Below are 23,942 nucleotides of genomic sequence, written 5' to 3' on the forward strand. Positions count from 1 at the left end.
GCCGCCGATCTGATTTGCGTTGTAGGCGATGAGGACGTTTGCTTCCACACACCGGATTGGCAGGAAAGTATGGCGCCTGCGCTGTCGCGGCTTACAGAGCCCCAGGTATCGCAGGATGTGCCGGCAGTGTTAACCTGCTGCAGCTTGATAATGCCGCCGATAATCGCATCGTGACTGGCCCGCAGCGTGCCATTCGCCGTCACGTCATTACCAGCCGTAATATTGCCATTCGCCGTCATGCTCCCATTAGCTGTGACGTTCCCTGACGCTGCGATACTGTTGCTGGAAGTTATGTTCCCGTTCGCATTGATGGTCCCGTTCGACTGAATGCTCTGCGTCGCGGTCAGGCGCGCGGTATTCACGTCAGCAGAGGCGTTCAGCGTCTGAGTACCGATGGTTTTAGCGCTGCTGATGTCGTTGCTGCCCATGTTCAGCGTGGTGCCCATGGTATTGAGCTCGGGATGCCCTGCCACGCTGTGACGGTACAGATAGTCGTTAACCAGCGCGCCGTTGGAGTAGAAGCCGGCAATCACTACGCTGCCGTCGCCCGGGTTATAACCGCCAAACGCGGACAGGTTTTCCTGCCAGCTCCCCATCGCCCCTTTGGCCACGCCGTTCTCAATGTAGCCGCCTTCTGCGCCAATATGATTTGCCAGCTTGCGGGCGTCGCTCAGAGACAGCGCTGAGCCACCGGTGAGGAACGTCATGGTATGGAATTTATTCGTCGCCGGCTGAAAAATCAGCGTGCGATAGGTTGCCGTGTAGGCATTGGTAGGGGCGTATCCGTCAGGCAGATAACCCGCCGTGATGAGCATCGGCACCGTCAGCGTATAGCCCGCTGAGGCGCTGCTGCCGGCGGCGATGGTGGCCTGCTGATCGGCAATGTATCGATTCACCGCCTTCTGTACCGTCATGGCCTGTCCTGCCGCCACGTTCATCCGGTACTCTTCCGCTGCCCACAGGGCAAGCGGTATCAGCAGCGTCACCACAATGGCGGCCACTACCCCGTATGCCACCGTCGCATCCGTAATCTGCGCAATGCCCCGCTTCATCTTGTTCACGGTTTAGTCCTTAAAGTCATAGGAAATGGAATCAAACTGATCGTCAAAGTTGAACTGGCCGGCGGCAATCTTGGACCGGATGGTGGCGGCGGAACTTGCATGCCGCAGGTTAAAGCCGCTGATGTCCACCTGACGCCTGTTGCTGGCAGGGTTCAGGCGCATCTTCTGGTGCGCCAGAACGTACAGGGTACTGGCCACGTTCGCCCGCGCATTCGGGCTGACTTCTTCACAGAACATCACGTAACGCTCCAGCGCTTCCTTCAGCGTCGCACCGTGGATGGTCGACACCACAAACATGCTGAGTGAGGCTTTAAGCACTTCGTGCGCCGTGGCGCCGTCGCGGATTTCGCCGAGCAGAAACGCTGACGCGCCCATGCGGTAGGCCTTGCGCGTCGCGCTGGCATAGCCTTCGTTTTCACCCACCTCCAGCTGGATACAGCGCCCGTCACCGTGACGCCCCTGCAGCAGGGTTTCGGCGGGATCCTCAATGGAGACGCCAAGGTGCCCGGTCACTGCTATCCGGTGGCTCAGGGTGGCTGCCGCGGTCGTGGTTTTACCCGCGCCCATTTCACCGGCAATCAGCACCAGCCCCGTCGCGCCCGGATGTTCCACGGATTTGCGCAGCGGCGTACTGAGCGGAATATCCATAAAGTCGAACAGGCTGGCCGGGGTCTGTCGCAGGACCATACTGGTCCGTCCCATCAGATCGCGTGAAAGCGTGACACGATAAAGGCGTCCGTCATAAAAGCAGGAGAACTCATTGCGCCCCGTTTCCTGATGTCGTTGCTCACAGAGCGTGCGCAGCGCCTGCGCATCGGCGATCAGCGCATCCGGTACGGGTATCAGTAAGCGGGAGGCGCCAACCAGTCCTTTAATTTCGGCGTAGTCTTCACCGAGGTAGAGATCGATAAAATCGCTCTCACTGAGCACTGTGGCGGTCATAGTCGTTCCGGATAAGAGCCGCCGCAGAGCGGCGGCAGGTCGTTAAGACTTGGTGGTAAAGGTCAGCGTGTTATCACCGTCCACGCAGGCAGCCGCGGCATTGGCCGCGGTGACTTCGGCGGTGAACGTCGTGTTATTGATTTTGGTGGAGGAGAGGTCAGCGGTGCCGATGCTGCGCGCAACCTTCACGCAGTCACGCTGCGGCAGGCCCGCGTCGGTCACGATGAAGCCCACCCCGTTGCCTTTAACGGTCAGCTGGCCACCCGATTTGTTGTAAATCAGGTTGTTGGTGATGGTGTAGCTTTTTGAAATGCTCCCGCCTTTCACCAGCGCCGGCACGTAATCATCGGTGCCGTAACCGCTGGATGATCGGAGGTTGCGCGTTTCGTTCATGACGGTGGTCACGAGCGTGACCTCGCTCGTGCTGTTTACGTAGAAATAGGCCAGCGCCCCGGCGGCCACCACCAGGCCGATAACCACAATCATGATGCCAAGCGAACTGATGGAGTCAGTAATGTTCGCAATACCCTTTTTTAACGTCTTCATTTCATCACCTTTAAGGAGACATACGGATGGACGCCGCGCGGCAAAGGCCGCACGACAGTTTCGGAAAGTTAACGGGACAGAGAAGCGGACCGGCGGTCCGCTCAGTTGAAGAAAAAGGCTTTCTGGATGAGGCCGAACATGATGAGCATCAGCGCGGCCACCATCACTCCGCACAGCAGCAGGCTGACGATACGCATGCGGTCACCGGTGCGCTCAACGCTGCTGACGGTGCTTTCAAGCCAGGTGTCTGCAAAGCGCTTAAGCGACCCTTCACTGTTTTTGGTTTCAAACAGGCTCTGCAGCTTGATGATGGCCCGTTCACCGGGAAAGCCGTATTCGGTAGCATCCAGCGCCTGGCCGAGGTTCTCCTCGCCCGCAGAGATGGCGTGCTCCAGCGCGTCAAGCCGCTCATAAAGCCAGGCTGAACGGGTTGAGTCTTTCATGCTGGCTATAGCACGCTCCATCGGGATGCCCGCCGCGTCCATGGCGTTGACGTTCATGATAAAAGCCGCGCCGTGGATGCGCTGGTAAACGGACCAGGGCGGAAAGCGATCCAGAAAAAAGCGCAGCCGCCCGGTCAGGCGCGGCAGCGACCAGACAACGGCCGTCACGAAGCCCCCGGTCGCGAGCAACAGCGCCCACCACCAGTCCCTGATCAGCAGGTAAAAGTAGTAAACCGCCGTCTGCATGCTGTTCCACTGGCTGAGCGGAACCGCCTGCAGAATGACCGGTACCAGCATCATGCAGAACAGCACGATGACGCTCACGCTCAGCAGCGTCAGGTAGGTGGTCATCCCGACCGTGGTTTTCACCGCGCTGCTCAGACGCCCGGTCCCCTTTGCGATACTGATGGCATTCAGAAAACCGTCTTCCGGGCTGCCGGCCAGATCGCACGACTCAATAATGCTGAGCTCCTGGTCCGGTATCCACTCGCGCAGCGAGTCGCCGAGCCCAAACCCGCCGCCAAGGTTCTCGGCGCATTCGGTCAGTATCTGCGCCACGGCGTCGCCGGGATTTTTCCCGCGCCGGCTGTAGTTATCGATGAGCTTCTGATAGGTTTCCTTCGCAGAGCGTCCGTCCAGCAGGTACTGACGGAAGTCATCATAGATTTCAATGCGGTCCTGCGCACTGAACGTGGCCTGATAGAGCGCGCGCGTGAATCGGTTCACAGGTCTTCCCCCGCCTTCAGCCGGGTGTCCCGGTCGAGGTTGATGATGCGTCGATGTGTCCACACCGGGTCCGCTACGCCGCTGTTAATCAGCCGCAGCAGGTTCTGACAGAGCGTGATGCCCCCTCGGTTAATCCAGTCCAGGTAAGCGGCCATTTTGCCCCGCTCGCTGTAAAGGCGCATGTAGCGGTTATCTGTCTCAGTGACCTCAAATATCCCGGTGCGCCCGTGGATCCCTGACTCGCCGCAGTGGCTGCAGCCGCCCGGATTGCGCAGATACACGCCAGAGATATCCGCGTGCGTCTCCACCATGTCCACCATCACCGGGCTGACGCTCTCGCGCCCTTTGTGCCAGGGGATTTTGCAGTGGCTGCAGAGCAGCGGAACCAGCCGGAGACCAACCAGCCCGGACACGATGGTCGGGTCAAACAGCAGGTCCTCGTCTACCCCAAAGCGTCGCAGGCGCTGCGGGATATCTGCCGGAGAGTTGGTGTGAATGGTTGTCAGTACAGGGGCACCGGTCTGAATGGCCTCAATGACGCCATTGGCCGTACCCGCGTCACGCACCTCACCGTTGTAGATACGGTCCGGGTCCATACGCAGCAGGTTTCTGATGGCTTCGGCAAAGGTCTGCATGCCCAGCGGCGTCTGAAAGACGCCCTCAATCGGCGATTCGATGGGGTCTTCCACCGACATGATGTTTTCACCCGGGTCTTCACGGGCCAGAAACTCTGCGGAAACCTGACAGACCGTCGACTTACCATGTCCGGTGGGCCCGCTGAAGAAGGTGCCGCCGGATCCGTTCAGCAGCCGGCGCAGCGTGGTCTCTTCTGCCGGCGTCAGCCCCAGCTGCTCAAAGTGCAGGCTCTGCTTGCGGCGGCTGACGAGGCGCAGCGCAACGGCCAGACGCCCCTGCCCGCCGGGACGGCTGGCAAAGCGGATAGTGCTGAGCCCGTAGCCGTTCACGAACTCTTCGCGCACGCGGGCGTCACAGGACTCGGTAAAGCTCAGCGTGGTTTTGCTGTGCTCCTCGCACATGGAGTTGTACAGGGCATTCACCAGGCGGGTGCCCCACTCCGCGGACTCGGTCCGTATCCTGCGCAGGTTGCCGTCAATGCGATAGAGCACGCGGGTAAACTTGTGCTCAATGCGGATGTGGATATCGGATCCGCGCATTTTCGTGGCTTCGGCGACCAGGGTGAGGTTCAGGTTCTGAAAGTCGCTGGTTCCCTCCACGCTGTCGCGGCCGCCGTCGCTGAACTGCTGGGTTATTTTTTCCAGCTCCTCGCGGTCACACCAGGTCACACCCGTTTCAAGGCCCTGACTGCGCAGCTGCTCTTTCAGCTCATAAAACTCCGTATTGCCGCCCAGCTCGCTCAGCACATACAGGCAGTGATACTGGTTCTGATCGTCGCGGATAAGCCGCAGGCTGTCCCGCAGCGTAGCGGAATACGCGCGGGCGCCGGGAGGCGGGGCCAGCGGCAGCAGGGTGTGCGTTTTTTCACTCAGGTTCATCATGACGTCGGCCTCAGTTAAGGGTGAAGACGTGACCGTCAGGCTGGCGTTTAATCACCACGCCGCGCATTGAGACGGACACCACGGTATAGCCGCCGTTCACGCTGTCGCCCGGACGCACCTGCGTGCTGCTGCCGTCCCGGAAGCTGAGCGTGGCCACCGACCCCGCGACCTTTTCAAGCACAGGCAGCGTGCTGGCCGGTGCGGTTGCTGCCGGCGTGCCCGGAGGGCCGCCGGGCACCGCGGGGGCGGTGACCGGCACGGCAACGGTGTCAGCCTGCCCCGCCGCCATTTTTGCCTTGTTGTAGGCGGCCTGCGCGTCGTAAAACACGCGGCCGCTCTGGAGACGGTCAATATCGCCTACCGTTCTGACGTCCGCTTCCGCGTGCGCCAGACCGCAGACCAGCAGCATCAGCGCTGCATACTTAACGTTTTCCATAGAGCGATCCTGAGATTTTGTAACGGATTGAACCGTCGGAGGTGTTGATGCCCACCGTGACCTGCGATAGGCGGATGCCGGTGAAGCCGGCGCCGGCAAAGATGTCGCGCGGCGGGACGTCGGTTTCAGCAGAGAACTGGTACTCCTGCCATTGCTGCAGAGGCAGGTCTTCCCCTTCGCTGTTCTGCTTTACGTCTTTAATCGGCACCGCCGACACGGCCAGATCGATGTTCAGCGACTGGAACCGGGAGATGAACTGCATCAGCCTCTCATCAGCCGGCACCATCGGGTCATCCCCTTCCGGCTTCTGCGTCTGCGGCAGCGTGAATGACGTCTGGCTGCTGTCGGCAAAGCTGAACACAGGCGCGACGCCGAACAGCTTCTTCACCGCGGCAACGTAGTCAGCCGTGGTGGCCGCTGAGTTGGTTCGCCGGATGGACTGCACGCTGACGTCACCCTGTGAGCAGACCACCGTCACGGTCATCCAGCCCGCTATTGAGAGCGGCACGCGGTCCAGCACCTGCTGACACTGTCCGACAAAGGAGCCCACCGAAGGCTGCTCCGTCCACGGGTGACGGAAGCTGTCCAGCGCCGCCTTGTAGCGCGCCTGCTTATTGAGCTCTGCCTGCCGGGCCATCTCACGCTGCAGCGCGACGCGGGCGGCGGCTTCACGTTCGCCCTCCACGTGCAGCCAGAAAGCCAGCCCGGCCAGCGCCAGCGCGGTCACCGCTGCGGCCGCCATCAGCTGCCCCCGCGTCATGCCCCACGTCAGCGGCCGCAGGCGGAACTCTTTGCTGAGGTTTTTTGACGCCAGCACGGTATCCAGGTCGAGCGGCGCGGTGACGCCATCAACCTCCGGGTCGCCGTAAACCGGCACCTCCAGATTGCCCTTACTGCCCCGCAGCTCGTCGCGCAGGTCAATAAGCTTCTGGCGCAGCTGGTCCGCCGCATAGACCTTGTCGGACCAGACGTGGATCCCGCCGCGTTCGGTTTTACCGACCAGCGTGTACTGAGTAATGCCTTCCGGGCTTTCACCCAGCGGCACCACGGCAATACAGCAGCCTTCCAGCAGCGAAGCCAGCGCCACCGTCAGCGAGTAGGTGCCACGCAGGCGAAGCCGCGTTCTCGGTGCGAACCCGGCCTGAATGCTGTCGCTGCGCCTGACGGCCACGAGGTCCAGCCCCTGCTCTTTCCCGACGCGGCGTATCTCCTTCATGGGATTGCGCTGGGCGCGGATGGTCTGCCAGGTCAGCCCTATCACGAACCGCCTTTGATTGATGGTCAGCACGCGGATATCACCGGAATCCGGCGCGGGCGCCGGACGTTTCCTGTTTCTCTTCATGGCATTCACCGGATGTAAGGCGTGACGGTAATGACGAAGGACTGACGGGTCTTGTCCCCGGAGCGCTGCCCGCCGGTAACCTGATTGTCCGGCGAAAGTTGCCCCTGACGGTTTGATGTGGCCACGTTCTGCTCCAGCCCGCTGATAACCACGGTCTGGCCGGGTTTCAGCCAGACGCGCTGCGGAACGGAGCGGGAGTCCACTTCAGGCGCCTCCAGCTTCTCAGTGTCAGAGCTGATTTCACGCAGCTGGATGAGGCTGGAGATGTTCAGGAACATGTTCAGCATCATGCGGTCGCCACCGTCGAGAATTTTCGGGAAGATCGTGATGTTGGTCCCGGTCGTCACGGAGCCCGGGGTGAGCGTCTGCGATGGCAGCGTAGTGCTGCCCGATGAATACACCGTCGTGGCCACGCTCTTGAGGTAGGCTATCTGACGTCCCACCACCACCGAGGCGGAGGCCATGTTGGTGGTCATCAGCGGGATTGTGCGCACGTCCGCCACCCGCGCCTGCTTGGACAGTGCGTCAAACAGGAACGAAGAACCCGCGAACTGACGCGCCGCGCCGGTCGCCGTATCCAGCACGGAGAAGCTCAGCGAGCCCGCATCGGCCACGGTCCCGGACGGCCCCGCCAGGTTAATGCCGTACTTGCCCGCCAGCGTTTTATAGATGACGTTCCAGTCAATGCCGATCGCATCACTCGTTTCGGTATTCACGGTGTAAATCACCACCTTCAGGTTGACCTGCCGGCTCAGCGCCTTGTTTTCGGAGGTCAGATAGTCGCCGATACGGCGGACCACCTCCGGCACGTCGGTGACGACAACGGTCCCGGTCGTTTTGTTCATGTCCAGACGCCCCACGCCCGGTGTCAGCATGCTTTCTGCCGTGGATTTCAGGTCGTCGTAGAGGTTATTGGCCATGGAGACGTCTGACTTCAGGCTGGTACCGCTTTCGCCCGACACGCCGCCGCTGGAGCTGGAGCCGGAGCTGCCGGAACCCGAGCCGCTGTCCGAGCTGCTGCTGTTCGACACGCCGCTCATCACGGAGCCGGTGAGCGTGTATTTCGCATCTGACGGCTCGATATCGAAGCGCGCCGTCTGCAGATAGAAAAACGTCACCATGCCGTCTTCGAATTTCCAGGAAATACCGAGGCGGGCGGTCACGATATCCAGCAGGCCACCGAGGTTGCCTGTGTAGGTCACGCCTGAAAATGTGCGCGAGGTGCCGCCCGCCAGTGCCGCTGCGCTGGCCGTGGTGCCCGGGCCGAACGAGTCCAGCGGACGCATGTCGCCGGCGGTCGGAAGCGCGGGCGACGGCACGCTGGTCAGACGCTGTGTCGGCGAGCCGGTCTGTCCCCCGCCTCCGCCCAGCACGGCCGCTGCATCCGGCGTGACGCGCGTGCGGATGTGGCAGACCGTTGCGATGTCCTGGCTGAACTGCCAGATATCCTGGGGTTTAATGGCCCGGTAAGGCATGTTGCAGTTCACCACCTCGCGGGGCGCGTTGTACTTCGCGACCGGCAGCGGCACGGGGCTGACGTACTGGCTGTTCTGAAACTGCACCACCGGACGGTTTTCAGCGGCCTGCCGGATGAGAGCAGAGGCGTCATCAGCGGTATTTCCGGCCGAACGGTGGACATCGTTAATGCGCTCCAGGGCGCAGCCCTGCAGCAGCGTGCTGCAAATCAGCACGCCGATCGTGGATTTTCTAAACATGGTTATTCCTGTTGCAGATGACGGTCAGGATCGGCGCCAGGCGGCAGCAGGAGACCCTGATGGGTTAGGTGCAGAAAAGGCACGTCACGACGTGACGCTTTGCCGTACTAAAGGCGCCGGGCCTTTAACATGAAGCGGCAGCGATAGCAGACCGCGTGCCTCTGAAGGTGGAAAGCGGCTGAACGTTGAGGTAGACCGCACGCTCACGGCCGGTAAAACGATCGTCAAAGATAACCGGATGGTAGGTCACGCACGCATCCGGCAGGCTGAGGATAACCGTGAGGTCGATAAGGTCGTTATCCCTGACGTCGATTTCCACAAAAAGCTCACCGGTCTCTTCATCCTTTGCGTCAGCCCTATCCATTTCCCAGAGCCACGTCACTCTGCTGAGCTCGGAAAGCAGATATCCGCCGCAGTAAGCGCCATGCTTTGAGAAGAACAGGCGCAGCGCGCGCGTCAGCCGATCGTCATTGCTTTGCTCACCGGTGTCGGCAAGCAGCGTCATGATGAGCCGGATAAACGCCCTGCGTGAGGTGAATGCCTCCGCGCTCAGGGGGAATTGAGGTGTCTTCCTGAGCATCAGCGCGTCTCCTTATCCATCGGGTTTGAGGCCGCTGAAGCCGTTCCCGGTGGCGCGTCGCTGATAACAACCAGACACTGCTGGCGGTAGCCGCTGACAAACAGAGGAACCTGTGCGGAATGCCAGAGGGTAAACAGCTGCGCCGTCGCATCCTCAAAGTTTGCGGCATGGAAAGTCAGGGTGTAATCGATGGGGTAGTTCGTCCCCGTGTCCCAGCGGACCGTCCACTTCGGCTTATCCGACCCACAGATTTCCTGTGACACCCACTGCTCATAGCCCTGTCGCAGGGTGGTGCCCCGCTCAATTTTCCAGATGCGCAGCGGCGGAGGAGCCTTCACCGTCTTAACCGGGATGACCGGCGCCCCGCTTCCCGCAGCCGCATGGTTCCCGCCGAACGGGTTACGTCCGGTGGAACCCGGCGCCTCGCTTTTAACGCTGCCGGCGGACGTCGTTTTCACAGAGGACGCAGCCGGTAGCAGAGGCACGGCAGGCTTCCCTGCCCCCTGCAATGCCTGAGCATGCTGCGCAGGCGCCACGGTGACAGTGTGGGTCTTATCGTTCAGGGTGGCTTTGAGACCGCGCGCCGAAAGCATCTTGTCGGCGACGTACTGCCAGCGATCGTTGCCCGTCCAGCGCCACAGCTCCGGCGCGTCGGCGGAGACCGCCTTATCAAACACCACGGTCTGCCCGGGCGGCACAATTTTGCGCAGGGCTGCGCGCAGCGTGGGGGCCGCACCGTCCTGCCGGATAAAGCCATCGGTCGGTCCGGCGCCCGGCGCGGAGGCCGGAGGGGAAGACGCGGGCTTCACCGTCAGCGCGGAAGCGCCGGTGGTGCCCGCCGTAAGGGATTGGACGGGTTTAGCGGCGGGCGCAACCGGACGCTGCGCCGAGGGCCCGGCCTGATGCACCCGGTACTGCATGGCGCTGATGTCGGCCGCGCTGCGCGAGAGCATGCTGTCGATCACGCTCCCGGAAGGCGGCCCGGTGTAAACCGCTGGCTGCGCGCAGCCGGTCAGCAGCAGGACCGGTATCAGCCCTGCCCGTTCGGTAAATGACATAGAGAGAACTCCGGATAACTCAGGGCTGCACCGTCTCTGCGGCGGCCGGAGCCGGACCGGCAAAAACCGTGCGGGAAGGCAGGCGAACCTGCCGGTCAGAAGGGGTGTCGTGGCGCCGGGTGCTTCGCGGTGCTCTGGCCAGACTGACAGACGCCAGAGCGGCATGACTTAGACTTGTCGCATCGCATTAATGAGTAATAAGACGATGTCAGTCTGACCGCGTGCGCTGGCCGCAGGTCCGCCACAACGAAAAGCGCACTGATCGGTCAGGGTGAGTGCGCTTTGCGTTGAGACAGTTCGGATTAAAGATGCCCGACGGGGACGCGCTCAGGGTCAGTTAGCGCTGATAATCCAGATAAGGAATCCGTTCGTCGTCTCATTGACGGTCATAAGAGCGCCTTTGTCAGGCAGGAGCACACTCCCCCCGCTGGCATAACGCAGCAGGCCACGCTCATCGGCTACCCCACCACCGAGCAGAGGGCGCTCAAGGCCGGCTTTAATCGAGTAATCAACGATCAGCGCGGGTGGAAGTTGCCTGATGGAAGGAATAAAACGAACCTTAAGACTGGCGCTGAACTGTTTCCCGGGCGACGCAGAAAACGCTCCCGCTCTGTCGTCTTCGCCCAGAGGCCCTCGTGCTCGCAGCTGTTGTCGAACCTCACCATATTTCTGCAGAACGTTCATGACATCCGCTTTCCCTGTGGCATCCAAAACGTACTGAGCGCTCCCACCTTCACCATCCCCCCGGGGCGTTAAGTGCATGTCGCTGATAATGGTGCTCATGGCGTCAGGATGCGTGGGCTTGTATATCAGCGCGGTGATTTCATAACGGCCGAGTACCTGTTCATAGGCGGCGCCGAAGTCACCACCGGCATCGGAAGACAGGGCTGAGCCGGCCACGCCCGTTATCAGAGCAAGCGTCAGCGCGGCGCGCCCCAGAAAGGAACGGTTCATAATGGGTATCCATGCAAAGTCGGGAGAATAAAACCCGCCGTCAGGCGGCGGATGCGGTGTTCTGCGATGTGATCAGAGTCGGAGCGGATGAAACGGCAGGAGATGACGCGCAGTGCTCAAACCAGAACACTACGGGTTCGGCTTTGACGCGGCAGAGTCCGAACCGTTCCGCTGTGCGAAAATTAGCGCTGTGACGCCGTGCTCGCTCCACCTGTTCGGCCAGCAGCGCACGAAACGCTTCCGGCGAGGCATTGCCCTTGGCGGCGCGGCATTCCTTGCACACTGGCGCAATGCCACCCTGCACATAGTCCTCGCCAATAAATTCTGCATGCCACTCGCGGGCAGGCAACTTGCTGCCACAGAAGGCGCAGCGCCCTCTGAACTGCTCACGCAGCGCTTCCCGTTTTCGTTTTGTAAGGTTCATGTTATCCCCTGATTGTCCTCTGAATACGTCCCGCATCTCACAGATGCCTGTTATGTAATATCAGCTCGGCCAGAACCGCACCGGGCTGACCCACTCCCGAAGGAGTGAGCCCGCACAGACTGCTCTGCGTCATCTTTGCGTATGTGGCGTATTACGGCAGGGAAACCCGTTCGCGCCTTCAGTTGACTGAAGGGCTAATCATCACCAGTTGCAGGGGGCCCGACGGATCGCCCCGGGGCCTGCAGTGGCTACGTCGAACTGATTCGCAGGGAGAATAAATATGAAACTGGTTAACAACCCGTTCGCTGCTGCGCGTGTGCGCAACGCTAATACACTCCGGAAACTGAATTTCCGGAAACCGGCACCGCGAATCCCGCAGGTGAATCCAGAAAAGGTGTATCGAACTGATTCGTTGGGATATGGACGTACTACCCGACATTCCGACTTTGAGTTGTGCCCGTCAGTGAAATAAGCGACCTGAAATGCCTGCCTCAGTCGTTTATAACCTGCCCCATAATTCTGTGGGTTCCCCTGATGTGATTCTGGCCATGACATAGCCTCCGGACGTCTTCCGCGCACCAACGCTGCATGCCGGCAAGAGAGGACCTTGAGATCAGGGTTTCGGGCACATTGTTAAAGAGCGGAGGCGGTTTTCGGGCAAAAAGAAGCCCTGCGCGGATGCGCATAATTCATCAGAAATGAGTGCCGACAATTAATGTGCCGGCTCAGATTATCTATTAGTCTTTGCTGCCGGTTCCGGCAGGAAAACGTTGCCCTGGTGTGGCAATCGATTCGAACAAATTAAGATGGTCTTCAAGACGAAACAGCGCTTCTGTCACTTTCGCTCGGCCGGATTTCTTGGCCGAAGCGGAAAGCTTCTCGTTAAGTTCCGTAGACATGTACAGCATGATTGCGATGCCTTTGTGGTTTTTGGGGGCTGCCATGTCAACTCCGTGTATGCGTTATGTAAGCATTAAGTAAGTGACCGCCATTAAATAGGATTTGTCCTGGAATGGAAACTACCTGTGACAGGTAGTAGACATCGGGAGTGAAAATAAAAAAAATGTAAAACTCATATATATCAACAATATAAATATAAGTTTTTTAGGTAAGCACCCCTTGTGAGGGGTGCTACTGATTGAAAAAAATTCGTAATTAACTCTAATATTTTTGGTACGAATGAATGAAACTACTCTAAAGCCAAATTAATAAGGAGCTTGCTGAAGATAAATACTCTAAGGGCATTCAAGGAGCAAATCTGCAGTCGGCTGAGAACAGTTTCCATCATTTTCATTATTTCATCAGGAGTCGAGTCGAGTCTTTCAGCAGCTATATCAGCTGGAATGCCTTTAGCAAATTGATAGACACACTTAGCCTGTTTCAGTGAAAGCTCAGGTAGAAGAGAAATGAAATTATCTACCTCGGAGAGATGGGCATTAGATAGCCTGGAGTTGTCTTTTGCGAGATGAGGAAGGGATAACTTAAAACTCAAAAAAACCCTGCTTAGGAAAATCAACCTTAGTGATTGTAGATTGCTTATTTCTAAACGCTTACGTGCAGCTTCAAGCGATTTTTTTATGGTTTCAGCAGACACCCCTCGTAGCTCACCGGTCTCTTTATATGTCGCGCCGGCAGAATACAAACAAGTATCGGTGACTTGTAACAGAGTTAGCTCTGGAAAAAGCTTGCACAATTGTGCATATACAATAGGATCCACGGCAGCCATGGCAGCCTCCCTGATAGGTTGTTATGGTTAGCTGGTTGTACAGGCCTCGAACCCTGTGCAATCAGCGACTAAATACTCACGTTTGGCTTATGTCTCTTCTGTTAATCTCCTCATGGTCGTGGTAAATCTCTGTAAACAGGACGCACATTTTCATCGTACCGGTGGTGAGGTTCAGCCTGTTTCAGTTCCGGCTGAACATCACGATTGCGCAGACTTTCTTCCGTCGCATGTACGCTGGCCATCAGCTTAGGATCGCTCACCTTAAATACACGCCCGTTATCTTTATTGATGTTTCTCACCACGCCCGAGTACAGGACGCGGTTAACGGCCTTTTGTTCGCCGCTCAGAATCGTATTGTCTCCACTGCGCCAGGCAGTCAGCTCAGCCGCAAGGTCATTATTGAAACGATCCGATTTGCTGTCAGGTGCAGGGTAGACTTCAACTCTGTCACCAAAGTCGGTGACGGCGGGTTTACCGTCGCGCAGGTAGCTGACCGTTCCGTCACGCAGCAGTCGCGTCTCATGTTCGCTCGATTTAAACGTTGGCACATCATCACCCGGGCCATAATGAATAACGGCGTTAGGTTCCGGCCACGCATTTCTCTGCTGACGGGCAGCACGTTTCTCACGGTAAGCCCAGCCACGCATCTGACTGAGTGCAGCCGCATCACCTTTCACCGCTTCACGTTCTACCCATGACTTCCAGCTCAGCGGACGACCTTCCCCGGTCTCTTTGAGAGCCTGACGCTCCTCACGCAGCTGCAGGCGCAGTTCGGCCATGGCCTTCATCTTTTCAAATTCAGCCACGCGGTACATCAGCTTGCGCATCAGCGGATCCCTCACGCTTTCGCGGACGTGGGCTTTGGCCACCACGCAGTGCGAGGCAATCTGCCGGAACCGCTCACCTGCGCGCAGGTCTGGTTTTTCCCAGCCACTGCGATACGCGTCATAGCGAGCACGCAGGATATCGCGCGCAATAGCACGGGCTTCTCTGCGTTCACGACGTGCCTCCTGATCGCGAACGTGGAGCTGCGGCATATAGAATTTATCAACGACCAGTATCCCGGCTTCATGATTGTCAGGATCGGATGCAGGAGGTGCCGCTTGATAATTACCCCAGCGCTTAACCATGGACGCATGGCTGATAGCAGGATGTACGTCAGACGCTTTCACGCTGGCGCCTTCCGGGTTCAGAAGATCGTAGACAGCGAGCCCACCCTGCTGCTCGCGCAGGCCAAGTCCGCGCGTGTACAGCACGTTGTGGACCAGCGGCCAGTCCAGACAATCCTGTTCTGCAAAGTCATTCAGCATCTGGCGGGTTTCGCGAACCGCATAGCCATGCAGGCTTTCTTTATCAGAGAAGATTTCACGCTTAGCTGCGCCGCGCGGAGCAGAAGGCATATCACGACGGGTACGGTGAAGATCACCATACGCATCCATATGCCAGCTGCCGTTATCGACTTTAAAGCCGAACTCGCGCTCCAGCACGCGGCAGCACTTCTGCAGCTCGTCGGCGTCGTTCCACATGTTCTGCGCTCGGAACGTGGTCGGGTGAACGCGGTTAGCCGACACGTGACAGTGGATATTATCCGTATCGCGGTGGATGGCGGCCACGTACTGATGTTCTTCCATACCCAGCTGCTTGAGGCTGTAGCGCACGGAGCGGAATACAGCATCGGGTGACGGGTCTTCATCGTCCTGCCAGGACAGAATAAAGTGATACACCGCATCTTTGCAGTGGCGGTTTTCCGAGGCCGTCAGGTTCATTTCTGACGCGGCGGTATCCAGTGAGAAGCAATTGGTTTCACACAGCACTTCACCGGAGAGCACGCGCTGAATGCCCTCGGGTGAAATGCTGACGATTTCTGTTACAGGTGCGGCGCGCTTACGTCCGACGTAATCAACCAGCTGACCAAATCCCGGCGTGGCGACGTGCTCATTACCGGCAGTATGTCCCGCTTCGTGCGTGACGGCTTCAACCGGTTTCTTTTCCTCGCGCGTGCTCACGTAGCTGACCAGCTTCTTAAAGCTGGTCTTCTTATCGCGACGCTTTGGCGGGATGATCACGTTCATCAGTCTTTCATGTCCTCGACCGGTACTGGCGTCATGTCCAGCGCGTTAATGGCGTGCTTGATGCTGGTCAGCACCTCGGAAAACTGGTGGCTCAGTTCGGTGGTCATGTTTGCCTGCATCTGGGTGTACAGGTGTTTCTGCAGGCCACCCAGACGCAGCAGCTCGTTCATCATGCGAATGTCGGTGCGCACGGTAATGCGGCGATTCAGTGCCGTACGGCGCAGGTACTCAGAAGTCGTCAGTCCGGCGGCGACGGCTTTCTTGTTGATGGCCTCGTACTCCGCCTCTGTGCAGCGGCACTTGACCAGTTTTTCCCTCTGACGCTTTTCGCTTTTCGACATAACTCAACCTTGGCACATTACCCGGGTCTCGGGGCGGAGCCCTGAGCAGGTCGTTTTGGGAATCACTGCCAGCGTGCTGGCGGTGGTCACAAAACATTTCCTGTCCCGTCTTTTAATTTACTGTGCGTATTTTGCCACTTAGCTGCTCAGAAGTAAACCAGCGTCATGTGAGGTGATGGGGGTGGAAATGGTGGTAAAAATCCAGCAAAATCGGGTCTTTACCATTGCGAAGGGAGATATGAGATGGCGGTACGTAATGTTTTCACACAGGAGCAGCTGGATGAGGCGCGAAGGAATCTGGAAAATCTCCCGGATTTGACGCCGCAGCGCATCACGAGAGAGGCAGCGCTGGAAAATCTTAAGGACACCATTCTGGTGCTGGCGAAAGAGAAGGGTTACACGGTTTCGGATATCAAGTCGGCGCTGGATGCCATGGAATTCCGTTTCAGTGAAAAGGCAATTTCCGCTGTGGTAAACGAGGGAAGTGGTAAGAAAAAGCGTGCTCCGCGTAAGGCGGAAGCAGTACAGCAGAAAACCATGCCGCAGGGCAACCAGCCTGCATCATGAAAATGTCCGGCGGGTTTGATTCGCGCCTGCCGGATTTTTTTTACCAGTTGTGGACGCTAAATCCATCAAGTAGGTCAGCATCAGCGTCAAAGTGAATCATCGAAGCCTTTCGCTTTTCAGACAGAAAGGTGACAACGTGACAGAAGTCATCCGACAGCCCTGCCCCCCTGAGTATCCCAATCGCGTCCGAACTTGCTGAAAGGCGGATCAGAAAACCGTATCGCGTGGGATGTATCCAGTGACAGGCACCCTCTTCACCGCTCACCCTGGGTGACAGTGAGTCCAGAATCTCAGAATCACTCTGCATCATGTGCGCATTACTGATAACCGCGCAGCGACAGATTTCCGGTTCATTTGGCTTACTTTGAACAGCATTTAATGAAGTCATTTGTGCAGACCGTCTTAATGACGGCTCCCGATATTGTGTGATTTTGATTTCGCTTGGTTCCGTGAACAGGCTCGATTTATTGCCCGCTCACGGAATGTTATTTTTCTTTTCAGGAGCGCAGAACCGTGAAGCCAATGTCAAAGTCATACACCGCTAACGGGTAGCGAACACCGACGTAAATTTTACGCCCTTCCGGTTCCTCGGTTGGCTCATCAATGACGGTCAGTGCCTGAAACTCATGCCCCTGAATGCCTCCCGGTCCGGTGAATACGCCCCAGCGACAGATGTAGTCAGCAAGGTCGTTGAACTGCTCTTGCGTGAGCGGTTTGTCATCCACACTTTCGCTGTTTTCCAGCTTCTGAACCGCATCATAAATTGCGCGTTCTGTGATGTTGTAGATTTGCGTGTATTCCTCATTTGTCAGCGGGCGGCCGAGGCTGAAGGAAACAGAGTCTGCAACCAGATCCGCATAGCCTTCGTGCGAACTGTTCATGCCTTCCGTAATATCTGTGATGGTCATATTCATTTCATTTCGTCCCACTGTGCATGTTCATCGGATTCCGCAGCGAAGTGCATCCGTGCGGTATTGAGCACGCTCACAAATGTGATGGCACCATCAACCGGCCAGATGTGCGCGCACAAGTGCATAATGTCCGTCAGAAGATCGGTGACGGCCGTTTCTGCGGGTTCGTTGCTGTCTTCGATCCCCGTCTGCTCCGCGAAATTTAGCAGGGCGGATGCCGCCAGGCTGACCCGGCGGGCGTTGTCGTTCACCTCTTCAGAAGCTTCTGCCTGCTGTGACAGCGCCTGTAAGTCAAGGATGGTGAACGTTTCGTATGAAGGTGAAGCGGTCAGTGAGTTGATGGATTCGGATTTCATTGTGAAGACCTCTGTAATGCTGTGACGCTCAAAACGGGACGGAAAAACAACGTCATGAGGCCGGTTTCTCTCCGGCCCCTCTGCGCATCAGGCGCAGATTTTCCGGTTATAAATCACCTTTAAATCGGTGTATTCGGAACCCTCACGCAGTGGCTCCAGCCGCACCACGTTCTCCGCCACGCCGTTCATGGTCAGCACGCGCTCGATGCCTGCGTGCCAGTCTTCCTCCTCGTTCAGCGGAAACCAGAGGTTATTATCCATTCCGCTCAGCAGCGGATCGGAGCAGACGTGCACGCCGCGACCGTGTCGGGTATTTTCAGTTACTGTTACGGTCAGTTCGCCGCGCACCTGACGCGTAAATGACGCGCGTACCAGCTGCGTCACCACGTCGTCCCAGCTCCACTCCTTATCATCCGGGACAGGCAGTTCGACGGAGCGCAGGGACTTGCACCCCGCGCGCGCCATGCTCTGCGCCAGCCCTAATACGGAAGGCTCACCGCAGCTCGCGTCCGCGCCGGTGATCCAGTTGCCGTGGTGATAAAACGCTTCGTCGCCGTTATCCAGGCGGATAAATGTGTATTCGCCCAGCACGCGGATGATGTCGTTCTGCGTCACGGGTGCCAGCGCGAAAGGTAAATTCAGGGGCGTTGCGATGCTCATGGCTGCGCCTCCATCAGGTTGTTGACGGTGGTCATGAACTGCTGCCACAGGGCAAAGGGCATGGCGGGCACGTGCGCCAGCTGGCCATTACGCAGGGCATTTACAAAAGTCAGTGCGTGTGCGACGATTTGCGGGTCAAAAATCATATATCTCTCCAGAGAGTCGGGTCTTTGATGAGGCAGCCAGGTGGGACTGGCCGCCGTAATGAAGCAGGGGCTACCCTGCTTTTTTTACGCCTGTATGTTACTGCCCTGCTCCAGCTCTGCGGTCAGCCACTGGCTCGCCTTCAGGAATGCTTTTTCCCCCTGAAGCCCGAAGTGCGCCAGCGCGATGCGCCCTGCTTCTTTCCACACTTCTGACTCGTCAGCCGGAAGCATCACCTGATTTTCCGGCACCCGCTGCGCCACGGCTCCAGCCAGGTTGTTCAGGATATGGGCCATAAACTCCCGGCGCTGGGTGAGCGTGATCGCGACGTCATTCAGGTCGGTCAGCGCCGTCAGCTGGCCACGCAGGGACTGGCGCACGCCCTGGCTGTTGATGTACCTGCGCAGCCAGTAGCCCGCATCATGTTCAAAATCAAACGAGCGCCAGATAAGCGCGCCTGACGGCTCGCGCACGACCAGGCGAAAGTGGCTGCCCTGATCGTCCTCAATGAAAACATTGCTGAAAGCGGCCGTGACGTGATTGGCCTGCTCGCGCGAAAATGCGCCGTCGCCCAGCGCCGCTACGCAGCGCATTTCGGTGGTGGTGCCCGTCTGGGTTGAAGTCATGATGTGCTCCTGTCTGAAATTAATGATCCGGCTGACCGCCGCGCGGTGCCTGAAAAGCCCTTCTCTGACGCGGGTTTCTTCTTTCCGGTCTGGCCTTTCGCGGCAAAGGGCAAAGGAGCAACGACGAAGTGAGGGCATAAAGGGGCGACGACAAAAAGTTTTTGCGGCCCCTGGCGAAAAGTTTTTGGCGGCGTGCACTTCACCCCTTTCTGCCTGAACCGGCGGTGCTACGACCAGCCCTCCGCGCAAGGGCTGGCCGGAATGCAGGGAAGCGTCAGAAGGGACCTTTCAGACCGCTACGCGGGCTGGCCTTAAAGGCCCGGCGGGGTTTTGCCGGGACGGTGAAAGCGACGGCGAAGCCGGCAGCAGCCGTTGACCTCAGCCATCAGACCCTAGCCGTCAGGCACGGAGCGCGGCCTTTTGCGTTCCGGCGGAGCTTACCGGCTTTGCCGGTTAGCGCAGTAGGGCTCGACGACCCGGCTTGCCGGGGAGCCGAAGGGGGCCATGCTGTTGCTGTTGCTGTTGCTGTTGCTGTTGCTGTTAAAACGTATTTTTATGCGGGGGCCAGTAAAAGCTGGCATGGAAAAAGCAGAAGCTGAAACGGGTCTGGAGATGATGGCCATACGCATCCGGGCGGAGAGGACCGGTGCGCCAGCACCGGTTTTCCCGGCCCGCAGGGCGGCGGTGTTGCCGTTCCGGGCTGGCAGAAAACACAAAGCAAAACCGCGCCAGACGGCGCGGTATAAAGTTATCTTTCGCAGGGCTACTTGCCGGGCCGATCCTGGGCGGAAGCGGCCAGCACGCCCGGATGCAGGTGCACGCCGGAAACGTCTGTGGTGGCACGCGCTTTGTGCAGGTCGCAGGCGGCCTGCATGGATAACCAGAGGCGCGCCGCAATGCCCAGCCCCGCCTCCAGTCGCACCGCCATTTCCGGGCTGACCGACGCCTTACCGCTGGCGACCTTACTCAGCGCCGCTGCTGACACGCCCAGCTCTTTCGCCAGCACGCGCAGGCCGATGTTATTATCTTCAATGTACTCGGTGATCAGACCGCCCGGATGCGGGGGATTGAACATGGCCATCAGTGGTAGTCCTCCAGGTTGAGAATATAGGCATCACCGTCCGTGAATTCGAAGGTGATGCGCCAGTTAGCCCTGACCGTGATGGAAAACAGGTTTTTCCTGTCGCCCTTCAGGGGGTGAAAACGAAAGCCCGGATAGTTCCTGAATTCATCCGTGGAAAGCGCCTCATCGATGACCAGCAGGCGAAGCCGGATGCGTTCAGCGTCCTTTGCCTGTACGCCGCTGATATCACCTTTCTCAAACAGCTTCTGTAATCCTTTGTGCTTCCAGCTTTTAATCACTTTTCGGCTCCGCGTTTCCCGTTGAGAAACAGCATACCATATGTTTCGTCACGCGAAACACTCTGTGCTGTTATTTTTCATCGCCCTGAGAAAGGGTGTTCATGGCCGTCAGCTTGTTTGGCACCAGCCAGCAGTTCATGCCCTTCTGCGCGCTGTCCATGTGCAGCGATCGCAGGTGAATTTCTCCTGCCACTTCGCAGGCAACGTCTCCGGCATACGGCTGCAGGGTTTCCAGACCGTTCAGCGACGGAAAGCGCCGCGCCCACGCGGCGATCATGTTCCTCAGGTCGTTTTCCGGCACGCTGTCACACCAGGCGGCGAACCAGCTGCGCAGGGTCTCCGGCGTGCGAAATGCCAGCTCGGTTTCAGCCTGACGGATGCGGTTCTCCAGCTGGCGTTCCTGATAGTCGGCGGCCTGCCGTTCCCGCCGCGACGCGTGGCTGACGGACTTATCTGCAGCGTGTTTTGCACGTTCTGCCCGGCGGAAAACGGCCTCCGGAAACAGAGTGATGGCCAGTTCGCCCGGCAGCGGCAGCGGGCACACCTCGCCCGCCGTGCTGAGGAACATATCCAGCGCCCCTTCCCACTCCGGCAGCGGCGCGCGTTTTTCGCGCGGGCGCAGGTAAATGCCCCGGATGCGGTTCAGAGCCTGGACGCTGACGCGGCTCCTGCCGCTCAGCTGCTTCATAAACGCGGCGGCGTAGGGATGGCGGGCCAGCCGCGCCCCCCGTTGCTGCGCATGCTCAACCGCCGCGATGGCCTGCAGGGCGGCCTGACGTTCCGGCAGCAGGGTCACCAGAGAAAGTGATTTCGGGATCATGCGGCGTGCCCTCCCATCCGAAGCGCGGCGACCAGCTCACCGGCACCGGTGAAGCCCGCCCGCGTGTACTCTGCGATTTTTTCAAGCGTGGTGCGAAGCGTAGCAGGTTCAAAGCGATAGCCAGCGCTCAGCGGGACGCGTGACCGGGTGCGCGCATCCGTCAGCACCGCGCACCATACCGGCGAATCGGCCGACGGGCTGACCAGCTCGACGGCAAGCCCGGCGGCATCGGCGAGGGTCAGCCGCAGGTGTACGGGATAGGCTCCACCCCATTCGCCCCGCATCTCGCAGTCTGTGCGCCAGCTGTCCGGCAGCTGCAGCGCGTTCAGTACGGCACCGCTCAGGCGCTGGCGAAACGCTTCGCCCCGGTTGCGGTAGGCTTCAAAATCGCAGCCGGTGAAGGCCTGCAGGGTGTTAAGCGTAAATTTTTCTTCCTGGGTCATGATGTTCTGCTCTGTCTCGGGGTTCAGTTTCCCGGCCCGTTTACCGGGCCGGTGCGGTGTCCGGCAGGGTCGCCCCTGCCAGCCGGGCCGGGTTTATTCCGGCTTGTAGGCCATGAGGCGCACCACACGCACCCCGGTTCCCGCAAACATGCCCTCCATCGGCGCGGACCAGCTGCAGTCCCAGCCCGGCAGCAGGTTTTTGCGGTCGCTGCCTGCGGGCAGGATGGCCGCCAGGCGTCCGCCGTTCTTCACCAGCGCCGCCGCCGCGTTCAGATGCGCCACGGCGCGGCCTTCACTAAACGGCGGATTCATCACCACCACGTCAAACCGCTGATCGGTCACCGATGCCCACGCCAGAAAATCGGCTTCGATCACGTTGTGGCCTTTGGCCTCCAGTACGCGGCAGTGCAGCGGCGAAATTTCCACGCAGGTGGTCTGCGCCTTCGGCATCAGGTCGGCCAGACCGCCCATGCCCGCGCTCGGCTCCAGGCAGGTTTCCCCCTCGCGGATGTCCGCCTCATCGAGCAGCTGCGCGGCGAGTTCGCCCGTGGTCGGGTAAAACTGGTGCGTTTTCTGCTCCGGCAGCGCGCCGGACAGCTGGATATCTTCCAGCGCCGTGGCCGGGTCGTAATCAAATTCAAACCAGGTGAAAGCGTTGATAGTCATTTTTACGCCGCCCAGGCTCATGAGCACTTTTTCCGCTTCCGCGCGTGCGGCCTTGTTCTCGTCCGAATAGCCTTTAATGCGGCGGTTAAAGGGGTTTGTCGTCACAGGCGGGCGCGGCTCTTCCCGGCGGTTGCGCTGCTCTGGCTCGGTGCGCTCTGTCTGCAGGTCACCGAGCACGCTCAGCACGGAAAACGGCAGGAGGTTTGTGTGCAGCTCAAAGGTTTTCGCCTTCGTGCGCGGCTTCTGGCGGTGCTCCGCCGGAATGGCAGCCGGGTGCAGGAAGGCCAGAATGTCATTCAGGCGCCAGGCCATGTCCGGGTGAATTTCAAGATGAATGGTGCCTTTCTGGAAGGCTTTGACGCGCAGCGCGCCGCCGTCGATGGCAACCCACTCGCCCGAACGGGCGCGCGCGATGTTCAGTATTTTGTTGGTGGTGTTCAGGCCGGTCGCGTCGCGCCCCATAAATTTCGCGATCACCTTGCGCAGGTCGTCCACGTAGCCGGTGCGGTCGTAGTTGCAGTGGCCCCACTGATCGAACATGCATTCAATAATCATGCGCTTGCTGAAGCCTTCCGGGCGGTTGGTCACGTGGCTGCGCGACAGGCTGCGGAAAATGCCGTCAACGCGCTCGGAGAAAAATTTCTGACGTGAGAAAAGCAGCTCGGTGAGCGTGGCACGCACCGCGTTCTCTTCAAAATCCGGCGCTTTCATCTCATGGATCTGATTGTTCCACTCATTGCGGCGATCGTTGGGCATGTACTCGTAAACGTCGGTCAGGCTCAGCGCCTGCTGCCAGAAATCGGCATTCAGTGACGCCAGCGCGCCGGGCAGGTCAAACAGCTTCGACACGGGCGGCACGTGGTAGCCCCGGCTGCCGTGGAGGTTGCCTCTCAGGAAGTGCCCCACGGCCTCATGATTGTCACCGCCGCGGATTGATAGGGACAGGTCATTCAGCTTCGTGCGCAGGAAGTTATAACGACCCAGCAGGCTATCAATCAGATCGGTTTCAACGGGCGCAAAAAAGGTGTCTGAAATGACTTCCCCGGCGGCGTTGATCGGGGCGCGGTCGGTTGTCGCTTCAGGGGTGACGTTTACGAGTGTGTTTTGCATGGCATAGCTCCTTAAATCCGGCTGAATGGGTGCAGCACGCGCTGCGGACCCGAAAAAGACCTTCTCTGACGCGGGTTTCTTCTTCCCGGTCTGGCCTTTCGCGGCAAAGGGCAAAGGAGCAACGACGAAGTGAGGGCATAAAGGGGCGACGACTGAAAGTTTTTGCGGCCCCTGGCGAAAAGTTTCTGGCGGCGTGCATTTCACCCCTTTTTGCCGGAACCGGCGGTGCCACGACCAGCCCTCCGCGCAAGGGCTGGCCGGAATGCAGGGAAGCGTCAGAAGGGACGTTGCAGACCGCCCCGCGGGCTGGCCTTAAAGGCCCGGCGGGGGTTTGCCGGGACGGTGAAAGCGACGGCGAAGCCGGCAGCAGCCGTTGACCTCAGCCATCAGACCC

27 protein-coding genes and 1 pseudogene are annotated in these 23,942 nt (G+C 59.1%); 1 reads left to right on the forward strand and 27 read right to left on the reverse strand.

Annotation, left to right across the window (positions count from 1 at the left end; translation table 11 throughout):
- From pilV to mobA, 16 genes are all read right to left on the reverse strand, one after another.
- Positions 1–1,052: shufflon system plasmid conjugative transfer pilus tip adhesin PilV (gene pilV, locus QMZ29_RS03435; protein WP_283225750.1), on the reverse strand; the 1,052-nt coding region annotated here is incomplete at its 3' end.
- A 12-nt stretch (positions 1,053–1,064) separates the two neighbouring features.
- On the reverse strand, positions 1,065–2,003 hold the full coding sequence (locus tag QMZ29_RS03440; protein ID WP_282997041.1) for an ATPase, T2SS/T4P/T4SS family: 939 nt from the start codon (positions 2,001–2,003) through the stop codon (positions 1,065–1,067).
- 42 nt (positions 2,004–2,045) lie between these two features.
- Positions 2,046–2,549: a type 4 pilus major pilin gene (locus QMZ29_RS03445; RefSeq protein WP_282997040.1), complete on the reverse strand. Its 504-nt coding sequence runs from the start codon at positions 2,547–2,549 to the stop codon at positions 2,046–2,048.
- Positions 2,550–2,650: 101 nt separating this feature from the next.
- Positions 2,651–3,718 carry a type II secretion system F family protein gene (locus tag QMZ29_RS03450; protein ID WP_283216913.1) on the reverse strand — a complete coding sequence of 356 codons (1,068 nt, stop codon included), beginning with the start codon at positions 3,716–3,718 and terminating at the stop codon, positions 2,651–2,653.
- Positions 3,715–5,235, reverse strand: coding sequence for a GspE/PulE family protein (locus QMZ29_RS03455; RefSeq protein ID WP_283225695.1), 1,521 nt, complete (start codon positions 5,233–5,235; stop codon positions 3,715–3,717). The genes QMZ29_RS03450 and QMZ29_RS03455 overlap by 4 nt, the downstream gene beginning before the upstream one ends.
- 10 nt (positions 5,236–5,245) lie before the next feature.
- Positions 5,246–5,671 (reverse strand): type IV pilus biogenesis protein PilP, encoded by a 426-nt coding sequence (pilP, locus tag QMZ29_RS03460; protein WP_283225696.1) that lies wholly within the window; start codon positions 5,669–5,671, stop codon positions 5,246–5,248.
- Positions 5,658–7,013: a type 4b pilus protein PilO2 gene (gene pilO2, locus QMZ29_RS03465; protein ID WP_282996916.1), complete on the reverse strand. Its 1,356-nt coding sequence runs from the start codon at positions 7,011–7,013 to the stop codon at positions 5,658–5,660. The genes pilP and pilO2 overlap by 14 nt, the downstream gene beginning before the upstream one ends.
- A gap of 5 nt (positions 7,014–7,018) precedes the next feature.
- Entirely contained in the window at positions 7,019–8,728 is a 1,710-nt protein-coding gene (gene pilN, locus QMZ29_RS03470; RefSeq protein WP_282996917.1) for a PilN family type IVB pilus formation outer membrane protein, read from the reverse strand.
- A 124-nt stretch (positions 8,729–8,852) separates the two neighbouring features.
- A complete protein-coding gene (locus tag QMZ29_RS03475; RefSeq protein WP_282996918.1) occupies positions 8,853–9,308 on the reverse strand; it encodes a hypothetical protein in 456 nt (151 codons plus the stop codon).
- On the reverse strand, positions 9,308–10,366 hold the full coding sequence (locus QMZ29_RS03480) for a TcpQ domain-containing protein (protein ID WP_283225697.1): 1,059 nt from the start codon (positions 10,364–10,366) through the stop codon (positions 9,308–9,310). The genes QMZ29_RS03475 and QMZ29_RS03480 overlap by 1 nt, the downstream gene beginning before the upstream one ends.
- A gap of 333 nt (positions 10,367–10,699) precedes the next feature.
- Positions 10,700–11,320 carry a hypothetical protein gene (locus tag QMZ29_RS03485; protein ID WP_283225698.1) on the reverse strand — a complete coding sequence of 207 codons (621 nt, stop codon included), beginning with the start codon at positions 11,318–11,320 and terminating at the stop codon, positions 10,700–10,702.
- A 40-nt stretch (positions 11,321–11,360) separates the two neighbouring features.
- Positions 11,361–11,744: an HNH endonuclease gene (locus QMZ29_RS03490; protein WP_283225699.1), complete on the reverse strand. Its 384-nt coding sequence runs from the start codon at positions 11,742–11,744 to the stop codon at positions 11,361–11,363.
- Positions 11,745–12,481: 737 nt separating this feature from the next.
- Positions 12,482–12,688, reverse strand: coding sequence for a TraY domain-containing protein (locus QMZ29_RS03495; protein ID WP_024082722.1), 207 nt, complete (start codon positions 12,686–12,688; stop codon positions 12,482–12,484).
- 245 nt (positions 12,689–12,933) lie between these two features.
- Positions 12,934–13,470, reverse strand: coding sequence for a helix-turn-helix transcriptional regulator (locus QMZ29_RS03500; RefSeq protein ID WP_283225700.1), 537 nt, complete (start codon positions 13,468–13,470; stop codon positions 12,934–12,936).
- A gap of 110 nt (positions 13,471–13,580) precedes the next feature.
- Positions 13,581–15,542, reverse strand: a complete 1,962-nt coding sequence (gene traI / locus QMZ29_RS03505; RefSeq protein WP_283225701.1) for a TraI/MobA(P) family conjugative relaxase — start codon at positions 15,540–15,542, stop codon at positions 13,581–13,583.
- The gene (gene mobA / locus QMZ29_RS03510) at positions 15,542–15,883 is read right to left on the reverse strand and encodes a plasmid mobilization protein MobA (protein WP_283225702.1); all 342 of its coding nucleotides are present in this window, start codon (positions 15,881–15,883) and stop codon (positions 15,542–15,544) included. The genes traI and mobA overlap by 1 nt, the downstream gene beginning before the upstream one ends.
- 243 nt (positions 15,884–16,126) lie before the next feature.
- On the opposite strand from mobA, the gene QMZ29_RS03515 reads away from it, so the two are divergent.
- Entirely contained in the window at positions 16,127–16,450 is a 324-nt protein-coding gene (locus tag QMZ29_RS03515; protein WP_283225703.1) for a hypothetical protein, read from the forward strand.
- Positions 16,451–16,490: 40 nt separating this feature from the next.
- Here the strand turns inward: QMZ29_RS03515 and QMZ29_RS25790 are convergent, their stop codons facing one another.
- The 11 genes and pseudogenes from QMZ29_RS25790 to QMZ29_RS03565 form a co-directional block, all read right to left on the reverse strand.
- Positions 16,491–16,838, reverse strand: coding sequence for a DUF5983 family protein (locus QMZ29_RS25790; protein WP_502921494.1), 348 nt, complete (start codon positions 16,836–16,838; stop codon positions 16,491–16,493).
- Positions 16,839–16,947: 109 nt separating this feature from the next.
- Entirely contained in the window at positions 16,948–17,358 is a 411-nt protein-coding gene (locus QMZ29_RS03520) for a hypothetical protein (protein WP_283225704.1), read from the reverse strand.
- 2 nt (positions 17,359–17,360) lie between these two features.
- Entirely contained in the window at positions 17,361–17,717 is a 357-nt protein-coding gene (locus QMZ29_RS03525; protein ID WP_283225705.1) for a hypothetical protein, read from the reverse strand.
- An 87-nt stretch (positions 17,718–17,804) separates the two neighbouring features.
- The gene (locus tag QMZ29_RS03530) at positions 17,805–18,377 is read right to left on the reverse strand and encodes a hypothetical protein (protein WP_283225706.1); all 573 of its coding nucleotides are present in this window, start codon (positions 18,375–18,377) and stop codon (positions 17,805–17,807) included.
- Positions 18,374–18,523: a hypothetical protein gene (locus QMZ29_RS03535; protein WP_024082714.1), complete on the reverse strand. Its 150-nt coding sequence runs from the start codon at positions 18,521–18,523 to the stop codon at positions 18,374–18,376. Before QMZ29_RS03535 ends, QMZ29_RS03530 begins: the two co-directional genes overlap by 4 nt.
- Before the next feature lie 375 nt (positions 18,524–18,898).
- A pseudogene (locus tag QMZ29_RS25760) lies at positions 18,899–19,114 on the reverse strand (DUF905 family protein); the annotation flags it as partial.
- A 796-nt stretch (positions 19,115–19,910) separates the two neighbouring features.
- The gene (locus QMZ29_RS03545) at positions 19,911–20,228 is read right to left on the reverse strand and encodes a HigA family addiction module antitoxin (RefSeq protein WP_034830884.1); all 318 of its coding nucleotides are present in this window, start codon (positions 20,226–20,228) and stop codon (positions 19,911–19,913) included.
- Positions 20,228–20,509, reverse strand: coding sequence for a type II toxin-antitoxin system RelE/ParE family toxin (locus QMZ29_RS03550; protein WP_034830883.1), 282 nt, complete (start codon positions 20,507–20,509; stop codon positions 20,228–20,230). Before QMZ29_RS03550 ends, QMZ29_RS03545 begins: the two co-directional genes overlap by 1 nt.
- A 70-nt stretch (positions 20,510–20,579) precedes the next feature.
- Entirely contained in the window at positions 20,580–21,329 is a 750-nt protein-coding gene (locus QMZ29_RS03555; protein ID WP_283225708.1) for a plasmid SOS inhibition protein A, read from the reverse strand.
- Entirely contained in the window at positions 21,326–21,772 is a 447-nt protein-coding gene (locus tag QMZ29_RS03560) for a conjugation system SOS inhibitor PsiB family protein (protein WP_283225709.1), read from the reverse strand. The genes QMZ29_RS03555 and QMZ29_RS03560 overlap by 4 nt, the downstream gene beginning before the upstream one ends.
- A gap of 93 nt (positions 21,773–21,865) precedes the next feature.
- The gene (locus QMZ29_RS03565; RefSeq protein WP_283225710.1) at positions 21,866–23,752 is read right to left on the reverse strand and encodes a DUF4942 domain-containing protein; all 1,887 of its coding nucleotides are present in this window, start codon (positions 23,750–23,752) and stop codon (positions 21,866–21,868) included.
- Positions 23,753–23,942 lie beyond the last annotated feature (190 nt).

The organism is Serratia sp. PF-27, from assembly GCF_030053255.1.
Taxonomy (GTDB): Bacteria; Pseudomonadota; Gammaproteobacteria; order Enterobacterales; family Enterobacteriaceae; genus Serratia; species Serratia bockelmannii.

Coding starts and splice junctions, on each gene's coding strand:
- QMZ29_RS03475 (WP_282996918.1), bottom strand. CDS start 9,308: ATGCTCAGGAAGACACCTCAATTCCCCCTGAGCGCGGAGGCATTCACC.
- QMZ29_RS03445 (WP_282997040.1), bottom strand. CDS start 2,549: ATGAAGACGTTAAAAAAGGGTATTGCGAACATTACTGACTCCATCAGT.
- QMZ29_RS03545 (WP_034830884.1), bottom strand. CDS start 20,228: ATGGCCATGTTCAATCCCCCGCATCCGGGCGGTCTGATCACCGAGTAC.
- traI (WP_283225701.1), bottom strand. CDS start 15,542: ATGAACGTGATCATCCCGCCAAAGCGTCGCGATAAGAAGACCAGCTTT.
- QMZ29_RS03530 (WP_283225706.1), bottom strand. CDS start 18,377: ATGAGCATCGCAACGCCCCTGAATTTACCTTTCGCGCTGGCACCCGTG.
- QMZ29_RS03455 (WP_283225695.1), bottom strand. CDS start 5,235: ATGATGAACCTGAGTGAAAAAACGCACACCCTGCTGCCGCTGGCCCCG.
- QMZ29_RS03535 (WP_024082714.1), bottom strand. CDS start 18,523: ATGATTTTTGACCCGCAAATCGTCGCACACGCACTGACTTTTGTAAAT.
- pilO2 (WP_282996916.1), bottom strand. CDS start 7,013: ATGAAGAGAAACAGGAAACGTCCGGCGCCCGCGCCGGATTCCGGTGAT.
- QMZ29_RS03520 (WP_283225704.1), bottom strand. CDS start 17,358: ATGACCATCACAGATATTACGGAAGGCATGAACAGTTCGCACGAAGGC.
- QMZ29_RS03555 (WP_283225708.1), bottom strand. CDS start 21,329: ATGATCCCGAAATCACTTTCTCTGGTGACCCTGCTGCCGGAACGTCAG.
- QMZ29_RS25790 (WP_502921494.1), bottom strand. CDS start 16,838: ATGACTTCATTAAATGCTGTTCAAAGTAAGCCAAATGAACCGGAAATC.
- pilN (WP_282996917.1), bottom strand. CDS start 8,728: ATGTTTAGAAAATCCACGATCGGCGTGCTGATTTGCAGCACGCTGCTG.
- QMZ29_RS03515 (WP_283225703.1), top strand. CDS start 16,127: ATGGCGGTACGTAATGTTTTCACACAGGAGCAGCTGGATGAGGCGCGA.
- pilP (WP_283225696.1), bottom strand. CDS start 5,671: ATGGAAAACGTTAAGTATGCAGCGCTGATGCTGCTGGTCTGCGGTCTG.
- QMZ29_RS03485 (WP_283225698.1), bottom strand. CDS start 11,320: ATGAACCGTTCCTTTCTGGGGCGCGCCGCGCTGACGCTTGCTCTGATA.
- QMZ29_RS03500 (WP_283225700.1), bottom strand. CDS start 13,470: ATGGCTGCCGTGGATCCTATTGTATATGCACAATTGTGCAAGCTTTTT.
- QMZ29_RS03525 (WP_283225705.1), bottom strand. CDS start 17,717: ATGAAATCCGAATCCATCAACTCACTGACCGCTTCACCTTCATACGAA.
- QMZ29_RS03480 (WP_283225697.1), bottom strand. CDS start 10,366: ATGTCATTTACCGAACGGGCAGGGCTGATACCGGTCCTGCTGCTGACC.
- mobA (WP_283225702.1), bottom strand. CDS start 15,883: ATGTCGAAAAGCGAAAAGCGTCAGAGGGAAAAACTGGTCAAGTGCCGC.
- QMZ29_RS03560 (WP_283225709.1), bottom strand. CDS start 21,772: ATGACCCAGGAAGAAAAATTTACGCTTAACACCCTGCAGGCCTTCACC.
- QMZ29_RS03490 (WP_283225699.1), bottom strand. CDS start 11,744: ATGAACCTTACAAAACGAAAACGGGAAGCGCTGCGTGAGCAGTTCAGA.
- QMZ29_RS03495 (WP_024082722.1), bottom strand. CDS start 12,688: ATGGCAGCCCCCAAAAACCACAAAGGCATCGCAATCATGCTGTACATG.
- QMZ29_RS03440 (WP_282997041.1), bottom strand. CDS start 2,003: ATGACCGCCACAGTGCTCAGTGAGAGCGATTTTATCGATCTCTACCTC.